This window comes from Lysinibacillus sp. FSL M8-0134 (assembly GCF_038069745.1).
In the GTDB taxonomy this organism is placed as follows: Bacteria; Bacillota; Bacilli; order Bacillales_A; family Planococcaceae; genus Lysinibacillus; species Lysinibacillus irui.
On record NZ_JBBPAJ010000001.1, the window covers coordinates 3831225 to 3849869 of the forward strand.

The following is an 18645-nucleotide window of genomic DNA, read 5'->3' on the forward strand; positions in this document are numbered from 1 at the left end:
GTCGTACTCCTTAGTTTTCCATTATCCGTTCATCACAACTCCACCATTAGGCGTTAAAATTTGACCTGTATAGAAGTCAGCATGATTAGAGGCTAAAAATAGCACACTTTTCGCAATCTCTTCAGGTTGCGCTAAACGTTTTAATGGATATTTAGCGGACTCTTCCTCCACATAGTTATCTCCAAACTCTTTTAGAATGTCCGTAAATGTTCCACTAGGAGCAACAGCGTTGACAAGTATTGAAGGTGCTAACTCTCTAGCTAATGCCTTTGTAAAAGCATTGATAGCGCCTTTTGCCGCTGAGTAATGAGTAAATTCCTCACAACCTAGGCTGCCAATATCGGATGATATATTGATGATTTTCCCTGTATTGCGTTCCTTCATTCTTTTAGCTGCTTCACGGCAATTGTAGAAGCAACCATATAAATGAACTTTAATCATTTTATCCCACTGTTCATCCGTTAAATCTGTAATGCTAGATCCCTGTGCAAATCCGGCGTTATTTACAAGAATATCAATTTCCCCGAAGTGCTCGTCCATAAATTGATGCATCGCTTGTACTTCTTGTGAGTTAGAAACATCGGCATGGAAAGTTAAAGCTTTCACACCAAACTTTTCTGCTTCAGCACGTACAGCTTCTGCCTCTTGCTCATTCCCAATATAATTGATTAAAATATTCGCACCATGTTGAGCAAAGCCTAATGCAATGGCCTTGCCAATTCCTTTACTTGAGCCAGTAATTAATACATTTTTACCTGTAAAGTTAATTTCCATCCTGATCATTCTCCAATTTGAATTTTGCAACAAGCCCTTGTAGCTCTTCAGCTGTTTTTCCTAATGAAGAAGAGGCATCCTTTACTTCCTGCATTGTAGATAATTGCTCTTGTGTAGATTTCGAAACATTTGAAGAGAATTCTGCTGACTGCTCTGCCGATTGTTTAATATTATTGACAGATGCCGCTACTTCCTCTGATGAGGCAGAGATTTGTTGTGAGGCAGCCGAAATTTCACGTATTTGGCTAGCTACTTCTTCTGATGAAGTAAGAATTTCTTTAAAGATTTCTCCTACTTCATTCGTGAATGCCATACCCACTTTAACATCCGCTTTCCCTTTCTCCATTACAGTTATCGAAGCGTTAGAATCAGATTGAATAGAACTAATTAGATTATAAATTTCTGTTGCTGACTGTGAAGATTGTTCAGCTAAACGTCTCACCTCATCGGCTACAACAGCAAAGCCTTTACCATGCTCACCTGCTCGTGCTGCTTCAATAGCGGCATTCAATGCTAACAGATTTGTTTGATCGGCAATAGCAGTAATCAAGCTTACAATTTCACTTATTTTTTTCGTATTGACATGTAAGCCATTAATTGTTGTCCCTATTTGTTCAACAGAATCATTAATTAATTCCATTTGTGCAATAACTTGCTGTACAACTTGATTACCTCGTTCAGAGGCTTGCGAAGCAGAAATAGAAGATTCCGCAGCCGTGTTAGCAGAGTCAGCAATTTGCTGGATACCTGTAGCTGTCTCTTCCATTGCAGCAGCTGTTTCTTCTGTCATGGTCATAGAAGCTTCAGCATTCTGAGTGATTAGTTTCATATCTTGTGCAATATTTGTGGAGCTATTATACGTCTCCCCAGCATGTACCGTTAATTGATTGGCTGCTGAAGAAACATGATTTGAAGTATTTCTTATGTTTAAAATAATATGTTGTAAATTAGCAACCATTGTACGAATGGACTCAGATAATTTTCCAATTTCATCTTTTGACGTATCTAAATCCACATCGATTAATTCGCCATTGGCAACTTGATTTGCAACATTTACTACTTTTTTAAGTGGTTTTAAAAGACGGTCTATAATTATGTAAACTAAAACTAATAAAATTAATATTCCGATAATGGCAATAACAATTTGTTTAATAACACTTGTTTTAATTATCGTATTAATATAATCAGCGGAGTAATCAATTCCTAATAATGCAATCAGTTGTCCGTTATCATCTTTAATTGGACTAAAAACGGTTCTCCAAGAGCCAAAAGGATCTTCAAAAATATCAGTTACTTCCGTACTATTATTTTCAATAGCCTTCTTTGCTGTTTCAACATGTTCATCCGCTAAATCAGTAAAAATTTCACCGGCTTCATACACCTCATTTAAATTGGTTGTATAACCGATTGGGTTGACCCCACCTTCATCTTGAACGTCCCAAATATAGCTCCAACTCATAATACCTTGTTGTTCCTGGATCATATCGAGTTGTTTTTGGATCTTTGTAAACTTAGCGTTCTTTTCCCCTTTTTCAGACAATAAATCTTTTACTTCATCACTATCTAAATTCATAGCTGTCAATAAACCAACACTTTTTAACTCTTGCTCTAAGTCGACAGTCATCCGATTATTTAATTCGCTAATACTTTGCGAAGTAATAATGGCGATGAGCAGTAACACTACAATTGTAACCGTCAGTAAAAGTTTGTTTTTTAATGAGGCATTTTTTAATAACTTCATGATCTTTTTCCCCCTTACAATGATTTTTTTGCAAAAAAATAACCTATTTCAAAAGAAATAGGCATAAAAGAACATAAACTAGAAATTGATGGATATAACTAGCAGTCTTTTGCAACCCAGCCATCCTAGCAATTATTGCCTTAGACCTGTAGCTTTGCGTCTCTACTTTTCAGTAAATTTGCCTATATTTCCACTCCCAAAATTAACACAGCAGGTAAAAGTAGTCAATGCTATCCAGGTAAAATATACATACTTTATACTATTTTACCCTTCGTTAACAAATGGTTGATTGATTGAAAATACAGCAACGTGAAGCATTCATTCACCATTTCTTTTCATAAAGAAAAACAGCTACAACTGTTTTTAACGTTGTAGCTGTCTATTTTTCATCATTTCACTTACCCCTAAGTGTTTGAATACATTATACGTTTTGTGTAACAAGTAAAACAGATGGTATAAAGGATAGTGCAAACATAGTGATATACCAAACTGAAGTACGTCGTAATGAAAAACGAACTTTCTTTCGTTCTGCATAAAAAATATCTAACATTACTGCAACAATAAAAGGCATTGTAACACATGCAATAGCTACCAATAAGATGTCAAAATAAATCATACAAGCACCCCTTTGTTTGTGAACATTTTTCATCTTTTTTGTGAACATTTTGTGATAATTTTATTGTACACAATTTCGTCACAAAATGTCAACAAAATTTAAAGAAAAAAATGGTACTTTTTGATTTCTATTGACAAGGCATTTATGCTTTATTCTCTATACTTATATGTTAAGCCTCTTAAAAAATTCCGAACGAATGAATCGCCACATTCTTTATAATTGCGATGGCTTGGATTTCTTAATAAAGCGCCTAATTCACCTTTTGTAACTTTGATTCCACCATCATATAAAATTTCGAGCATATCCTCTGTTGTTAACGCTAAGGCAATTTTTACTTTCTTTAAAAGCATATTATTTGGACTTTCTTTGCCTGTCACAGGTAGCGGTCCTTCAGGCTGACCATCTTTTGATTTTTGTGGTCCACGTTTAAAAGTAATTAATCCATTTAAAAATGCTTCAAGCATTTTATTATTACATTTGATGTATTCTTCTGGCGCTTCTTCCTCATCATTAATCTTAATGAGCATATTTAAGACTTCTTCTTTCGAATAGTCGAGTCCGCCTAATTTAAAAATTTCCACCATATCAACATTTTTTATATCTAGTGCATAGCGTAAGCGAATTAAAATATCATTATTCGTCATTATATTGTCCTCCTTTTACTCCTACTATAGAAATGAGCCAGGCTTTATTATAACAGAGAGTTTGCTGATTATTGCTAGCTTTCCACAAGTTGTTGTTGTTAGCAATTAGCGTGTGCGTTTCCTTCTTTTAAAATGTATGAAAAATACGTTAGCAACCATTCTAAACTCAAGGAGGTGAGAAAAATGGCTAACAATAACCGCAGTTCAAATAAACTTCTAGTACCTGGTGTACATGAAGCTGTCAATCAAATGAAATACGAAATTGCACAAGAGTTTGGCGTTCAGCTAGGGCCAGAAGCATCTTCTCGCGCAAATGGTTCCGTAGGAGGAGAAATTACAAAACGCCTTGTAGAAATCGCTGAGAAACGTTCAAAAGGTTTACTATAATTAATTAAAAACTAATAAGAAAAGAACGAATCCCATTTGAAGAAGTGGAATTCGTTCTTTCGTGATTTTAAAAATTATGCTGTTTGCATTTCCTTGCTGGAGCTTTTAAGCGTGAGCATAACGATAAAGGAAATACAATATAGTGCTGCTAAGTAAATCATTACAACTGTCATATCATAGCTTTGTAAAATATAGCCGACAAAGATTGGTGAAAATCCACCAATAGCTCGACCAAAGTTAAATATCGTGTTTGTTGCTGTACTGCGAATTTGTACTGGATAGAAGCTGCTAATTAATGCACCATACCCTGCAAACATTCCGTTAGAGAAGAATCCTACAACCGCACCACCAATTAATATAGCTGCTGCACCAGTGGCAAAGGAATAAAGGAACACTGCACAAGCAGATGCTAATAAAAAGATACCAAACGATCGCTTCGCACCAAAGCGATCCATAAATCTACCAAATGTCAGCATCCCAATTATCATCCCGACGGCAGTACTAATTGTCCACAATGCTGAGCTTGAGACAGATAAACCTTGCGATTTCTGTAGCATCGATGGTAACCAAATCATCAGACCATTATAGCCTGCGATTTGAACAGTAGCCATTAAAATTAGAGAAAGAGTCGTTAGTGTAATGCGTGGAGAAGCAAATAACTGAGCTAGTTTTCCCTTCTCTTGCTTGTTATTATCTTTTTTCTGCGATGCTAACCATTCTGGTGATTCCTCCAGATTTTTACGAACAATAAAGGCGAAGATCACTGGTAATAACCCAACGAAGAATAATGCTCTCCATCCTAAAGTTGGTAAAATGATGGCACTTAATAATGCTGCTAATATAACCCCATATTGTGCTCCTACACTTACATACGAAGAAGCTCTACCTTGTTTATTTTTTGGCCAAGCTTCCGCTACAAGCGCCATACCAATACCATATTCCCCACCGGCACCTAGACCGGCGATAAATCTATAGACATAAACTTGTTCAATGCTTGTTGCTACTCCTGTTAAGGCTGTGCCGATAGCAAATAATATGACCGTATATGTAAATACTTTTACGCGGCCATATTTATCTGCTAGCACACCGAAAATAATTCCACCGAGTAGCATCCCAATATTCGTAATAGATGAAATCAATCCACCTGTTGCAAGATCAATATTAAATTCTGCAATAATCATTGTCATGGCAAAAGAAATAAACATAATGTCCATTCCTTCTAAAGTCAACCCAGCCACTGAAGCGACAACGGTTTTTTTCCGATAATCCATTCTTTCTAACCTCCAAGTTTTCTAGTTGTCTATCTCTTTTAGTGTTCGAGTGAATGGATTAAAGATGTCTTGTCCATTCTCTTTTGAAGCCTCACGGGACTTCCTTTAAAAGAGGGATGTGAACAAAAATAAAGCCCTTCTGTCACAGAGGACAAAAGGGCATGCCAAAGCAAAGATATTAGCTTAAAAATATCATGTAGCCCTTTTCAGCCTCTCTGGACCGTATTAAAGGTAATTTATATCGTTCATTTATACCGTTCTACATTCTATAAGATTTCGAATGAAAAAGCAATGGTTGAATAGTGGAAATTAATCAAATGAAATTTAAAAACTAGGTACTACTACATATTTAACTCTTTATTTCTAATCGAGCTCATTAATAGCAAAATAATACCTAACAAAATAATTAACCCAGAAGATAGTAGAATTGTGTTATTCACACCAAAAATCATGGGAATCCATCCACCTACTAATGCACCTAATGGCATAAAAATGGTGATTAATGTTTTGATTGTTGTATTAACTCTACCTAGTAAATTTTCAGGCGGAAGTTGTTGAAACAATACTGTAAATACAACATTAATTATCCCTATAAATATACTTGCTAGGAAAGCAAAAATATAAATATAAAAGCTACCTAATAAAATGCCTATAAGCCAAGCACATCCATAAAGCATAACAGTACTTATAATAATAGTACCTATTTTAAATTTATTGGAAATATACTGGCTTATGCTTGCGCCTGCTACACTCCCTAATCCAGAAGCAGTTAGTAGTAAACCGTATGAAACTGCCGAATAAGAAATACTGGAAGAAATCGCTGGTAGATTCACATTAAAAATTGCTAACAATAAATTTAACATTAAGAAAGGGATAATTAACTCTAAAATATCTTTCCTTTTAACAAAAGCCAATCCTTCTTTTAAGTCTTGGTAATATTCTTCTTTAGATTCTTTAAAATTCATTTTTTGATGTTTTTGCGTCTCTCTTTTTATTGTTAGTCTATAGAAAAAGAATGCTGCAAATAAGAACAGAAGACTATTTCCTAATAGGATGCTTGAAATTGTAGTAATTGCTATTAATAATCCTGAGACAGCATTAAAAACTAAATCTACACCATCTGCAGCAATGGACATTATGGAATTAGCTTTTGTTAATTCATTTTTCTCGACAAATCTAGGAATTAAGACATTTTCAAGTGGATAAGTAAATTCAGATAGGAAAGCTAGAAAAGGTATTGCAATTAAAATAACAGATAGAACATTTCCTTTGTCATATAAAAAGAAAATACAAATTACTAGCATTAATAATGCCTGTAATAATGAAAATATAATTAAAAATTTCTTCTTATTACATTTATCAATAATTGGGCCGTAAAAAACGGAAAATATTTCTGGTAGCATAAATAAAGCTCCAGCAACCCCTGTGAATAGAGTATTTTTAGTTAAATCGTAAATTAACCACATGATGGTTATATAATATAAACTATCCCCCATATTCACTAAAAATCTACCATACAATAGGTTTGAAAAATTTTTGTTAATTATCATACATATACCTTCAGATATTTTTTTTATCAAAGCTTTGAACAGCTTGTAAAAGATATTGTTGTCTCAATCCGTTTATTTTTCCGGGAGCAATTTTAAGTACATTATCTACTTTATTCATTTGAATAGTCTCCAGTGATAAATTACGGAAACCAAAGCTGTTACGTTGTGGGATTGTTATATTATACTTTTCTAAATAATCAGTAATATGTTCCATTAATTTAAAATATACTTCGTTATTTTTAACAGTTAAAAATAGAAAAGGAGCATCAAAAGATTCCTCATAATAAGCATTTATATAATTGCTAGTATACTTCAGATCTTTATCTTCAGCTCCTTTATATATAACTTCAAATTCTTCCAAACTAATATTAAGAGTATCCAATATGTATAAGAATTTTTTTACCGAAGTATCACTCAATCCTTTTTCAAATTTAGCAGCTGCAGGACGACTCAATACATCTTTATAGACTTTATTCGAAGGTATATTTTTATTCATCCTTATTTTTTTGATAACTTCCCCAACTTCCATAAAAGATCCCTCCTTAAAAAAGTTAATTATAGTTAACGTATTATATAAATTATACCATTTAATGAAATAATTATATTATCAATTTAAAGGAGGGGTTAAAATGTACAAAAAGTTAAACTTCAAAATTACGATTCAAGAAAAACTACCACTTCTTTTAGGCGCGGTTGTAATCATCCGTCCTTTAATTTGGGATTTAATTGGCGCGTAGTTTAATCATGCACATTTATAATCCTAGTTATCTTTTTTGATTACATAAAAAGAATTAGAGTTTCTCATGAATGAGGATTAGAATCCCCTTCATGAGAAATACTCCCTTAAACAACCATACTCTATCATAGTTAAAGGAATTTTAGCCCATAAATTTATACCGTTCTTGGTTCGATGAGTTTACAAATGAAAAAGTAATTGTTGAAATTAACTCGGTAACTCTATAAAGTTTTGAGCAAACTGATAAATTAAATGTGCAGGCACAGCCAAGTTAAGATTCTGGCCATCATCAAAGCCAGCTGTAATCAAACCGACTAACCTCCCATGCATATCCAATAAAGCACCACCAGAACTGCCATTTGAAATTGCAGCTGTAAATTGAATCATAGACATATTTCGTAGATCCCTAAAACCCGAAACAATTCCATCAGAAACTGAATTAAATAATCCTAAAGGACTGCCAATCGCAACAATTTTCTGCCCACGAACTAATTGACCATCTACTTTAACAGGTAAAGGTTTGCTTTTCCTCTCCACCTTTAAAATAGCCAAATCATGCATATCATGATATTTCACAAATTGGTGGGTAATATACTCATTGGTATCATTTTCATATATTACAGAATAATATTTTCCACCACCCACAACATGTAGGTTCGTTAAAATATAACCATCTTGATGGAGAACAACACCAGACCCAAAACATAAAACATTGTCATCCTCCCCGAATGTCTTAATCATCACAACAGATGTCGCAAAGGAGGCTAATTGCTCATAGCTACATTCTTCTGTAATAGCTGTGTAATTAGGGGTTGGGACAAGCATTGGTTGTTGCGGGAGTATGCTTTTCATCGACCGTATCTTAGGGATTATTAATTCTTGTTCATAGCAATCACGACATTTATGTAAAGTGGATGATGCTGCAATAATGGGATGCAAATTGGCAATATCACCTTTCGGATTCATATAACAAATATCACATCCTAATGTGGATAAAAAATATAAGAATAATAATTCGTGCTGAGTAATGTCCCCTATAAAAACAATTTTCTGTGATGTACAGTTATCCTGAGAAAAAATTTGAGGCAAATAAAAATCCATCCAGTATAAAAATTTTACTGCAAAGTTTTTCAGTAACGTATCATTAGCCTGTGGCTGTTGTTCCTTATAAAGATGAATGATTTGTTTAAAGCTCAGCTTTTTTGTCCATTCAAGTTGATCATTCGTTAACGTACCGCATAATGGTGTTTTATAAAGTATGGGAATATTATCAACTGCGGCCTGCAATTTTTCCCAAAGCTCCGTCAATCCATCTATATCTTTTTTATTATTAATAACCTCAAGCCTATGTAGTCGTAAATAAAATACACTTTGATTTGCGAAATATTCATCCATTTTTAAAATATCTTCTTTATAAAGATCAACAGAATCAGGTATGCCGATATAACGTTGAAAAATAACTTCCTTCGTAAAGGCACTACCGTTAGGATTGATCTGCATAAAGTCCTGAAAAGGGTTTGCCGACTTTTTATACTTAATTTTTAACGGTCTAGTTGTTACAATCATCTTCATACAACTCCTATAAGCACGTCATTAACAATACTTATATACAATTCTCTGGCATTCTTTTAAATCCTCTAAAAAAATCCAAATCTTTAAAGAATGGACACTTCTAGTAATTTCAATAAAAAACTTATCAGATGTAATTGAACAGCCTTGCATAAAACTACATCTCTTGCAGCGGTAAACCCCTCTTTATGATTACAAAAAAACCGTTGCTAATAATAGCAACGATTTTTCAAACTCCTTAGACTTTACCGTTCATTATTATTCAATATGGTTTGATTCAAAATGATCAAGCAATGCACGTACTTCATCAGTTGATTTCGTGTTCATCAATTGACTTCTTAATTCACTAGCTCCACGGAAGCCTTTGACGTAAATTTTGAAGAAGCGATGAAGCCCCGTGATCGAACGTGGTAGTACTTCTGCATAGTGATCTTGAAGATCGAGCTGCAGTCTTAACAGGTCAAGGTATTCTTTACTGCTATGTTCTTTTGGTTTTTTTTCAAAGGCAAACGGATTTTTAAAAATACCTCGTCCAATCATAACACCATCAATACCATATTGTTCAGCAAGCTGAAGCCCAGTTTGACGATCAGGGATATCTCCATTGATGGTTAGTAGCGTATTTGGTGCAATACGGTCACGTAGCTTTTTGATTTCCGGAATGAGCTCCCAATGTGCATCTACTAGGCTCATTTCCTTTCTTGTACGTAAATGAATCGAAAGGTTTGCAATATCTTGTTTTAAAATATGTGTGAGCCACTCCTCCCACTCATTCACATCTTTATAGCCAAGTCGTGTTTTCACACTAACAGGTAGTCCACCTGCCTTTGCTGCCTGAATTAATTCTGCCGCAACGTCTGGACGGAGAATTAGTCCACTACCTTTCCCTCTCGATGCTACATTCGGTACAGGGCAGCCCATATTAATATCGATACCTTTAAAACCTAGCTCAGCCATGCCCATACTCATTTGACGGAAATAGTCGGGATTATCCCCCCAAATATGTGCCACCATAGGCTGTTCATCCTCGGTAAAAAGCAAACGGCCACGCACACTTTTCTGTCCTTCAGGATGACAATAGCTGTCGGAATTTGTAAACTCTGTGAAAAAGACATCTGGTCGACCAGCTTTACTTACTACATGACGAAAAACAACGTCCGTCACATCTTCCATTGGTGCAAGTACAAAAAATGGCCGTGGTAAATCACGCCAAAAATTATCTATCATGTTAATTCCAAATCCTCTCACTATGCTCTAAACTTTTTTATTTTACATGTATACCATGAAACATAAGTACATGTTTATGATAAAAATCAACAATGTTTATTGTAACGAAATTCTGCCCTAAATGGTATTTTAAAAAACAAAAAAGCAGATGATATAGATTTTTTCTATATCCACTGCTTTTCAATTATACTAACTCCAACCACGCCACCGCTTCACAATGGCTCGAGAGGACAGAATGAATGTCATTTGAGTATGTCTGTTCTCGGAAACATATCTACTGCGTTTTTAGTGCTATCGGTAGACGGGAACATATCAACCAAATTATCCTTTTGTTAATAATAATCGCGCCTTTTCATATCTTCTTCATATGAAGCTAAAATTCGCTGATACTCTTTTGGATCATCATTTTCACAGTCTAGTTTTATTACTCGATCAGCAATAGGTTCCAAAGAATCTGGGTTATACCAAGGTTCCTTAATTGTAAGATATATGATCTTTTTGGTTTTTTGACGTTCGGCCATTTCTTTTAGCATCTGAATTTCCTTTTCATTTTTAGTTACACTTTGTATCGGCCATACAATCATAAAATCGAAAGCATAATCATCGTATTTGTCACTACTACTTTTAGTGGTCAGATTATCAAAGAAAATTGTAAGATTTGATAATTTCATTGCTTGCCCGTATTTCTTCGGTACTTTAACTTGATAAAGTTCCGCCCAACGGAAGAAATTCTCCATACCATCTTTTGATGTATGAATTAAATTAATCAATCCTTTCAAATTTCCATTAGCATTTAATGCTTTAAGAAGAGCTTGATGCTTTTCCTTGTCAGCAATACCACGTAGCAACAATGTTTTTTCTGTTTAATTGCTCATGAAATCCATAATTTGATCATATGCATTTTTTATGTCAGACATATTATTCACCCTTTCATTAACAAAAATTATTACTTGTTCTTTGAATATACCCAAAATAAAATACTGTACGTGAACCACAAACAAAAAAGTCCACGGCATTTTTGAGCAATCGTCCTTTTGCGGAAATATATCTATTGCTATTCTAAGTTTCCAAGCATTTTAAGATTTCGATTAACTATAAAATCATAAAAGTCTTGTCTATTATCAAACATATCGCATATAACTGTAAAAAGTCTTCCTCTTTTCTTTAGATACCATGTACCTTGGGTTGTCTTAAACAAATAATCATTTTGGACCAAACGCCAATCACCATCTGCTGTTTCATATCCGTCCAAAGGGTCTGTGTAATTTATTTCATTAATTACTTTTTGTTGTTCTAATAACATTAGTATTTCCGCGTATGTGTACAAATCTAAATTAATCATTTCATTTAATCGATGCACATCGACCTGTTCTGTTTCATCCTCTCTACATAATATAGCTATTCCATATACAACAGATCTAATAGCGATTTTCATTGAAAGAATATTATTTAATACTTTATACACATATTTTTTGTCCACCTTTTTTTCATATAGATCATTAAATGAATCTACAATATTCTTAACATCGTAACCTTTCAAGTATATCGGAGGCTCTATTACAGCTTTCTTCATCAAGATTTCCTGCACTTGTTGCTCGTGAAATTGTTTCATTTGCTTAAGAAAATGTACGGTATAAAGGCTTTCATTCTGTTTATTATCAATTTTTTTATGGCAGGTTGGACAGAGTAATATTAGATTTTCATAAGAGTTGACGTACTCTTCTGTCAGATGCGGATTATATCTCGCCCCATCCTCATTTACCGCTTCAATATGACATATCTCATTCACACTCGCTGCATTCGTATAAACAAGAGGATTATTGCAGCCATACATGGCGCATACATTTCCAGATTTAGCATAAAGTAATCTTCGAACATTTTCTTTAACATAACGCTTATATCCCATAAATACCTCCATCTATTTCTTTGAAAGAAAACTAAACCTCACAAAAACAAATTAATTTTCGGTGCTTGTTCATATCCTTTACCAGATTTGTCTCTTGCAGCATTTTTTAATCCAAATCCAACACCAATGCCCATTACCATTGATTCTGGACCATGGATGTTTGCATAATATGTATAAGCCATCTGTGTTTCTTCATCCCAGGCTTTCCATAATAAAGGACTAAGCACCATATTCTCAGAATATAATGGTAAAACCATGTTTATATAAAATTTAAGTTTATCTACAGAAGCTGTTTCAAGCTGATAAAATAATTTTTCATAAATATGCTTCTCCGATTCAAGACAACTTAATAGTAACCATGATTGCGTCGTCTCTGGAAAAATAGTAATTGCGATTCTATGCATAATTCCTTTTATTGTATGTTTAATTTTTTTACCATTTATATCATAGTCAGGAGCAATATACGCATAGCCCGCAAACTTTATTTGTTCTGGAATCCTAATTGCACAAGTTGAAACTCCTTCAAATGTATATCCAAGGATTTGTGAATCAAAATGTTGTTTTACAGGTTCAAATTCCTGCATCTTAAGTTGCAACATTCTGTACATACCTATCATTTCTGGAGATTGAAAAACCATTGGATTTTCTTTAAAGTTATTTTGAAATATATCAAGTGCCATTCTCTGCTTATAATATTCGAAAATAAAAGCTTTATATGCATACACAAATTTCATTGCTTCACTTGTTTCATCAAAATCCGGTGCACCTTTTTCAATAATTGCAAATGCTACATTATCATGATAATCACAGAAGCAAGTTTCTGTAGTTGCATCTTTAGCGCTTTCTCTATTCAATTTCACTATAGTGACTACTTCACCATTATCCAAAGGGATAAGGAGAGGTTGCTTTTTTGTGTTTAACATATATACATGACGTTCCGAACCTGCTAATAAAGAAATGATTTTGTTATTCTGTAATGCATGGGCTCCTTTGATTGGTCCTTTGCATTTTTCTTTATCCGGGTGCATACAACACTTCTTCATCGAAGATCTCATTTTTTCCATTATCTGAACTTCTGCTGGTTTTTTAGAAGGTTTTATTGTCCGTAGCTCTTTTCCCTTACAGCATTCTTGAAAGCTTTTATTGCTCCCGCACGGGCAAGGTTCACTATCTTTTAGTTTAAATTTTGATAAGAACAAAACTTCACTCCTCCCCTAAAATCATGAAAATCATTCACCTCTTCCACATTTATAGAAGTAACTGTTCTTCACTACCACTCAAAAATCTTTGAATAGTTAACTTTTAATCTTTTTTCATAAAAAGTATTTATTCGTCGTTTTTATGTTAAATAATTCTTCTTTGTCTTTTTCTGTTAACAAATCATCCGGATGTTTACTAGAATCCTGAATCCAATTAGCCTTATCCATAGCCCATTCATATTCATCTGTTGTTTCATCCAGCTCGGCAGAAATGTATTCCTTTATTAGTTTCGAGTAAAAATAGGTTATCGAGTTAATCAACAAATCCTCAGTTTTTTTACGCTCTTTTTCTCTCCGTTCTCTAAGTAATTCCCTCTCCCGTTCTTCTATCAATCTTTTTTCTTCCTCTAGGATATGCGCCTTTTCTTCTTCATCCATAATTGGCGGAAGCGAAAATATGTATAAGAACACCTTTCTTAATAAATCTTCAGTTGTCATAGTTTGCGTTTGTTTTATTAATTTTTCATGCTTGCCCCATTTACGCCAATACAACTTATAACCTACTTCAACATTTATTTTTCCTATTGTTTCATATTTAAATGTGTTGTAACGTGAATAGTCTTTATCCTCTGGGGATAATGTGACTTTTTTACAAGGAAGTCTAAATTTCAAACTGAATGTATACTTTTTATACAATACTTGTGTTTCATCATATTTACTAACGATTTTTGCTCCAGCCATTTCAAGCGCTTTAAATAAGCTATCAATGAAAGGTAAAACTTCTGGAATGATTTCACCCGAAGCAGAATTAATTTTTAATTTATCCTCTCTATATGATTGCGTTTTTCTACGGTATCCCACTATTTCTTTATGGGGTTTATTGGATAAAATCTTATTAACCTTTAATGAGTTGTATATTTTAGTTAATTTTTCTTGGTCAGATTCTAGGTCAGGAAAATAGGACGGTTTTTCCTTTTCAATCTTCTTTGTAGGTGAAGCGACTCTCTTTTCTGTAGGAGGGCTACTGGACTTTTCTTTATTTACTGCAACTGTTATTTTTTTAGGTACCTTTGCAATTTGTTTTTTAGCTGTTTCAATGACAACTATTCGGTTATCATTTGGATTTGGTAGTGGTGGTTGGACTGGCTTCTCATTCCCCATATGTAAACTGCTCCAATAAGATGCTGTAGGTAATGGAATATCATTGCTAGTACATGTATTTTTCAATTTATTATAGGGTACATTTAACTCTTTAGCTGTTTTAGTGGTACCAATAGTCCATAGCATTTCATATAAATCTTTTCTCGAGATTGATAGCATGACTTTCCCTCTCTTTATCCTTTGCTTTATTTTATATCTGCAAGAGTTTTCGGTCAATTTGATACTCAAATAAGCCCATGTATGCATTAACACGGGCTTGGGTAGATTTATATTTCACATTTCTATTTGCCTCTCAATTCCTGATTTAAATTCAATAGTTAAATCACTGTTGTAAATTGTAACTTTCTCAATAAGCCGTCTTACTAACTGCTCATCATATTCCTCCAGCTCGCAGGACTGTTCATTCAAGAAGTCAGTCATCTCAGCGATTCGTTGCCTTTTTCCTTCTCGCTCTGCATTTTCAACTAGTGCATTTTGCTTTAATTCTCGAAGGCGGTAAATTTCATCAGCCACATCTTCATAGTCATTCTTGGACCTTGCTTGGACAAGAAGCTGTTGTTGTAATTCTTCCAATTTGCTATCAATGTCATCAGTGGCATTATCTTTTTCTCCATTAAATACAGTAGCTATGTTTTTCTGTAGCGCTTGGATGAAGGGTTCTTTGTTAGACAAAAGTTCGTTAATAGCCTTGACCACTGATGTCTGCAATGTTTCCTCGTTTATGGTAGGGGCAGTGCATTCAGACCCTTTTTCCTCCAATCGGCTGACGCACCGCCAAACAATTGACTTGTATCCTCGATTATTCCAATGTACCCGTCGGTAAATATCACCGCACTGTCCGCAATACACAATACTCGATAAAGCATACTTACTACTATAGACTCGCTTTTTACCTCCCTTGCCACCGCGAAGATTCGCTCTTCGAACCATCTCTTCTTGGACCTGCATAAAAAGCTCACGTGGAATAATAGGCTCATGACTATTTTCCACATAATACTGGGGAACGATGCCGTTATTCTTGACTCGCTTTTTAGAAAGGAAATCAACCGTATATGTTTTTTGCAGAAGGGCATCACCAATGTATTTTTCATTCTGCAGTATCTTTTTCAGTGTTTCTGGTCTCTATTTGGCTTTGCCTGCGGCTGTTAGAATATCGTCTGCTTCCAGTCCTCTTGCTATCTGTAAAAGGCTAGCACCCTCAAGGTACTCTCTGTAAATTCTTTAACAACCTCTGCACCCTCTGGGTCAATCACCAGTTGCTTGTTTTCATCTTTAGTATATCCGAGAAAACGCTTGTGGTTGACCTGTACTTCACCTTGCTGATATCGATACTGAATACCTAGCTTAACGTTCTGGCTTAAGGATTGGCTTTCTTGTTGGGCAAGGGATGCCATGATAGTCAGCAATACTTCACCCTTAGAATCCATGGTGTTGATATTCTCTTTCTCAAAGAATACAGCGATGTTTTTATCCTTTAACTGACGGATGTATTTAAGGCAGTCCAACGTGTTTCTGGCAAATCGGCTGATGGACTTTGTGATGATCATGTCAATATTTCCTGCCATACACTCTTCAATCATGCGGTTGAATTCATCACGCTTCTTGGTATTTGTACCTGTGATACCGTCATCCGCAAAAATCCCTGCCAATTCCCACTCCTTATTCTTTTTAATATAATTTGTATAATGCTCAATCTGAATTTCATAACTTGAAGCCTGCTCATCGCTATCCGTTGAAACACGGCAGTAAGCTGCCACTCTTGTTTTAGGTTTGCTTTCATTTCTACTATTACTTCCAACCCTTTTAATTGCCGGAATCACTGTTACATTCTTACTAACCGCCAATAGTTACACCTCACTTTCTATCAAACTGTAGGCATATTCCGCCTGCTTATATGGGTCGTCATATTTTTGTAACAGAGGTTTGCTTTGAACGTTACAGGATAATTCGTTTTCGGTGCACCTTTAGGTTCCCATATCCTTCCGAGCTTTTCTGCTCGTTTTCGTTTTTCTACTTTAGCTTTTTCGAAGGACTCCTCATCAATAATTGGAGGGTAGAATTCATCTCCAAGGTAGTGCTTGTTCTGCAACATCTTTCCTGCAGTGGCATGATAGCAGTCTAGTCCAGCTTCTTTAGCAGCGCCCTTCAAAGAAAGTCCTGCCAAGTACCCTGAAAATAATTCTCTTACTTTTTCTGCTGCTATATCATCTACAACAGCCTTTCCATCTTCAATTCTATATCCATACGGTGTGTGACCCATCTAATTCACCAACCTTTCCTTCAATGTGATTCCACATTTTAATTCAAATCCAACTTCCTCTCGTGAAAATACAATAATCTTCTCTACGTAATTTTCAAACAACTCATCCTCATAGGCTGTGAGCATTTTGGACTTAGTTGCAAACCTAAGTAGATGGTTAACTTCCTCTATCTTTGCAAAATTGCCGTTGACTGAATAAATAAGTTGCTCTTTTTCAGCAAGAAGATTTTCTCTTTCCGCCACCAGTGAATTCTTTTCTTTATTAAACAGAGCAGGTTCCAGATATCCTTTGGCCATTAAACCCGTCAGCATCTGACTCTGCTCCATGTTGTTTTCAATCTTAGTTTCCAACTCTTCAATTCTACGAAAACTCGCTACATTATTCTGGTTACGTAACCCATTCAAAAGTGGTCTTAATATGAACTTCTGACCGTAAATGAGTTTATTCATCATCGTAACAAATGCAGTCTTTATATCTTCATCTCGAATGAACTGCATAGAACATTCCGTTATATTGCTTATATGCTTACTGCAGCACCAAGCAATGTATTTTCTTGGACCAGATGAATGAACCCGTCTTTTAAAAGTACCGCCACACTCCGAGCAGATAATTTTGCTAGAGAAAGCATATCGGTTTAGATATTTGCTGTTGCGCTTTTCGATGCCTTTTTCCTTTGCTCTCTGATTGAGAACGGCATCTACAGCTTCAAAATCTTCATGGCTGATAATTGCCTCATGATGGTTTTCTACTAGATACATATCTTTCTCACCATAATTGGTGTGCCTATTAAAATGGCTGTCAGTATAAGTCTTTTGTAAAATAACATCACCAGTATATTTTTCATTGGTCAGAATCCCTCTAATCGTAGTAGCTGTCCAACGACCACCTCTTTTTGATGGGATACCCTTTTGATTAAGATCATTTGCAACTTTCTGTGTGCCTTTGCCCGATAATACCTCTGCAAAAATATACTTCACAACTTCAGCCTGCTTGGGGTTTACTATCATTTGACCGTCAATATTTTGATAACCATATGGCGGGTAGGAAATTTTAAAGGTTCCGTTTTGAAATCGTCTTTGAATGGCCCACTTCGTATTTTCTGAAATGGAAATTGACTCGCTTTCTGCAAGCCCACTTAAAATGGAGAGCATCAACTCGCTTTCCATTGAACCCGTATTGATATTTTCCTTCTCAAAATAGATATGAACCCCAAGGCCTATCAGTTTTCGAACCATCTCCAAGCAGTCTGTAGTATTTCTCGCAAATCGGCTGATGGACTTTGTAATAATTAAGTCAATCCTTCCAGTTTCACAGTCTGATAACATTCTAAGCAGGTCAGAGCGGTTTTCCTTTTTCGTGCCACTGATTCCCTCGTCATAATATAAGCCTGCATATTCCCATTCTGGATTCGCCTTTATATAAGTCTCATAATGAGCCTTTTGCGCTTGCAAGCTGACTAGCTGTTCATTACTATCTGTTGAAACTCGGCAGTAGGCAACTACTCGTGTTTTTGGCTTAATAAAAGAGTTGGCTAGATTCCCTTCTATTTTCGTTATCTTTTTCATCCTCTCACCTCCTTCTTGGTAGGTCACATATTACCTCT

Annotated in this window: 18 protein-coding genes, 1 pseudogene and 1 riboswitch; of the genes and pseudogenes, 1 reads left to right on the plus strand and 18 read right to left on the minus strand. The window is 35.0% G+C overall.

All coding sequences use genetic code 11. From position 1 onward, the window contains the following. Window positions 1–21 precede the first annotated feature (21 nt). From MKY49_RS19560 to MKY49_RS19575, 4 genes are all read right to left on the minus strand, one after another. Complete coding sequence (locus MKY49_RS19560; RefSeq protein ID WP_274794567.1) at window positions 22–774, minus strand: SDR family NAD(P)-dependent oxidoreductase; 753 nt, start codon at window positions 772–774, stop codon at window positions 22–24. Further along, window positions 764–2515, minus strand: a complete 1752-nt coding sequence (locus tag MKY49_RS19565; RefSeq protein ID WP_274794568.1) for a methyl-accepting chemotaxis protein — start codon at window positions 2513–2515, stop codon at window positions 764–766. The genes MKY49_RS19560 and MKY49_RS19565 overlap by 11 nt, the downstream gene beginning before the upstream one ends. 107 nt (window positions 2516–2622) lie before the next feature. Continuing rightward, window positions 2623–2708, minus strand: a riboswitch (cyclic di-GMP riboswitch). Window positions 2709–2936: 228 nt separating this feature from the next. After that, the gene (locus MKY49_RS19570; RefSeq protein ID WP_274794569.1) at window positions 2937–3131 is read right to left on the minus strand and encodes a hypothetical protein; all 195 of its coding nucleotides are present in this window, start codon (window positions 3129–3131) and stop codon (window positions 2937–2939) included. 149 nt (window positions 3132–3280) lie between these two features. Further along, window positions 3281–3775, minus strand: a complete 495-nt coding sequence (locus tag MKY49_RS19575; RefSeq protein ID WP_274794571.1) for a DUF1456 family protein — start codon at window positions 3773–3775, stop codon at window positions 3281–3283. A gap of 183 nt (window positions 3776–3958) precedes the next feature. Between MKY49_RS19575 and MKY49_RS19580 the strand changes: the two genes are divergently transcribed. Beyond that, window positions 3959–4162 carry an alpha/beta-type small acid-soluble spore protein gene (locus tag MKY49_RS19580; RefSeq protein ID WP_004225662.1) on the plus strand — a complete coding sequence of 68 codons (204 nt, stop codon included), beginning with the start codon at window positions 3959–3961 and terminating at the stop codon, window positions 4160–4162. A 74-nt stretch (window positions 4163–4236) separates the two neighbouring features. On the opposite strand, the gene MKY49_RS19585 is transcribed toward MKY49_RS19580, so the two are convergent. From MKY49_RS19585 to MKY49_RS19640, 14 genes and pseudogenes are all read right to left on the minus strand, one after another. Next, window positions 4237–5433 (minus strand): MFS transporter, encoded by a 1197-nt coding sequence (locus MKY49_RS19585; RefSeq protein ID WP_274794572.1) that lies wholly within the window; start codon window positions 5431–5433, stop codon window positions 4237–4239. Window positions 5434–5774: 341 nt separating this feature from the next. Further along, window positions 5775–6983, minus strand: a complete 1209-nt coding sequence (locus MKY49_RS19590; RefSeq protein WP_312507236.1) for an MFS transporter — start codon at window positions 6981–6983, stop codon at window positions 5775–5777. Between the two features lie 10 nt (window positions 6984–6993). Further along, the gene (locus MKY49_RS19595; RefSeq protein WP_341386885.1) at window positions 6994–7512 is read right to left on the minus strand and encodes a hypothetical protein; all 519 of its coding nucleotides are present in this window, start codon (window positions 7510–7512) and stop codon (window positions 6994–6996) included. Window positions 7513–7926: 414 nt separating this feature from the next. Next, on the minus strand, window positions 7927–9285 hold the full coding sequence (locus MKY49_RS19600) for a trypsin-like peptidase domain-containing protein (protein ID WP_341386886.1): 1359 nt from the start codon (window positions 9283–9285) through the stop codon (window positions 7927–7929). A 261-nt stretch (window positions 9286–9546) separates the two neighbouring features. Then, complete coding sequence (locus MKY49_RS19605) at window positions 9547–10515, minus strand: tRNA dihydrouridine synthase (protein ID WP_274794574.1); 969 nt, start codon at window positions 10513–10515, stop codon at window positions 9547–9549. 332 nt (window positions 10516–10847) lie between these two features. Further along, entirely contained in the window at window positions 10848–11363 is a 516-nt protein-coding gene (locus MKY49_RS19610; protein WP_341386887.1) for a hypothetical protein, read from the minus strand. A gap of 206 nt (window positions 11364–11569) precedes the next feature. After that, window positions 11570–12421: an HNH endonuclease signature motif containing protein gene (locus MKY49_RS19615; protein ID WP_341386888.1), complete on the minus strand. Its 852-nt coding sequence runs from the start codon at window positions 12419–12421 to the stop codon at window positions 11570–11572. A gap of 38 nt (window positions 12422–12459) precedes the next feature. Then, window positions 12460–13620 (minus strand): SEC-C domain-containing protein, encoded by a 1161-nt coding sequence (locus MKY49_RS19620; protein WP_341386889.1) that lies wholly within the window; start codon window positions 13618–13620, stop codon window positions 12460–12462. A 114-nt stretch (window positions 13621–13734) separates the two neighbouring features. After that, the gene (locus MKY49_RS19625; protein ID WP_341386890.1) at window positions 13735–14907 is read right to left on the minus strand and encodes a hypothetical protein; all 1173 of its coding nucleotides are present in this window, start codon (window positions 14905–14907) and stop codon (window positions 13735–13737) included. Between the two features lie 147 nt (window positions 14908–15054). Then, window positions 15055–15489 (minus strand): hypothetical protein, encoded by a 435-nt coding sequence (locus tag MKY49_RS23060; RefSeq protein WP_445928410.1) that lies wholly within the window; start codon window positions 15487–15489, stop codon window positions 15055–15057. A gap of 30 nt (window positions 15490–15519) precedes the next feature. Continuing rightward, window positions 15520–15891: pseudogene (locus tag MKY49_RS23065) on the minus strand (recombinase family protein); the annotation flags it as partial. A 65-nt stretch (window positions 15892–15956) separates the two neighbouring features. Next, complete coding sequence (locus MKY49_RS23070; protein ID WP_445928411.1) at window positions 15957–16625, minus strand: recombinase family protein; 669 nt, start codon at window positions 16623–16625, stop codon at window positions 15957–15959. Between the two features lie 20 nt (window positions 16626–16645). Next, window positions 16646–17041 carry a recombinase family protein gene (locus tag MKY49_RS19635; RefSeq protein ID WP_341386891.1) on the minus strand — a complete coding sequence of 132 codons (396 nt, stop codon included), beginning with the start codon at window positions 17039–17041 and terminating at the stop codon, window positions 16646–16648. Next, window positions 17042–18607 carry a recombinase family protein gene (locus tag MKY49_RS19640; protein ID WP_341386892.1) on the minus strand — a complete coding sequence of 522 codons (1566 nt, stop codon included), beginning with the start codon at window positions 18605–18607 and terminating at the stop codon, window positions 17042–17044. It lies immediately after the preceding gene. Between the last annotated feature and the right edge of the window lie 38 nt (window positions 18608–18645).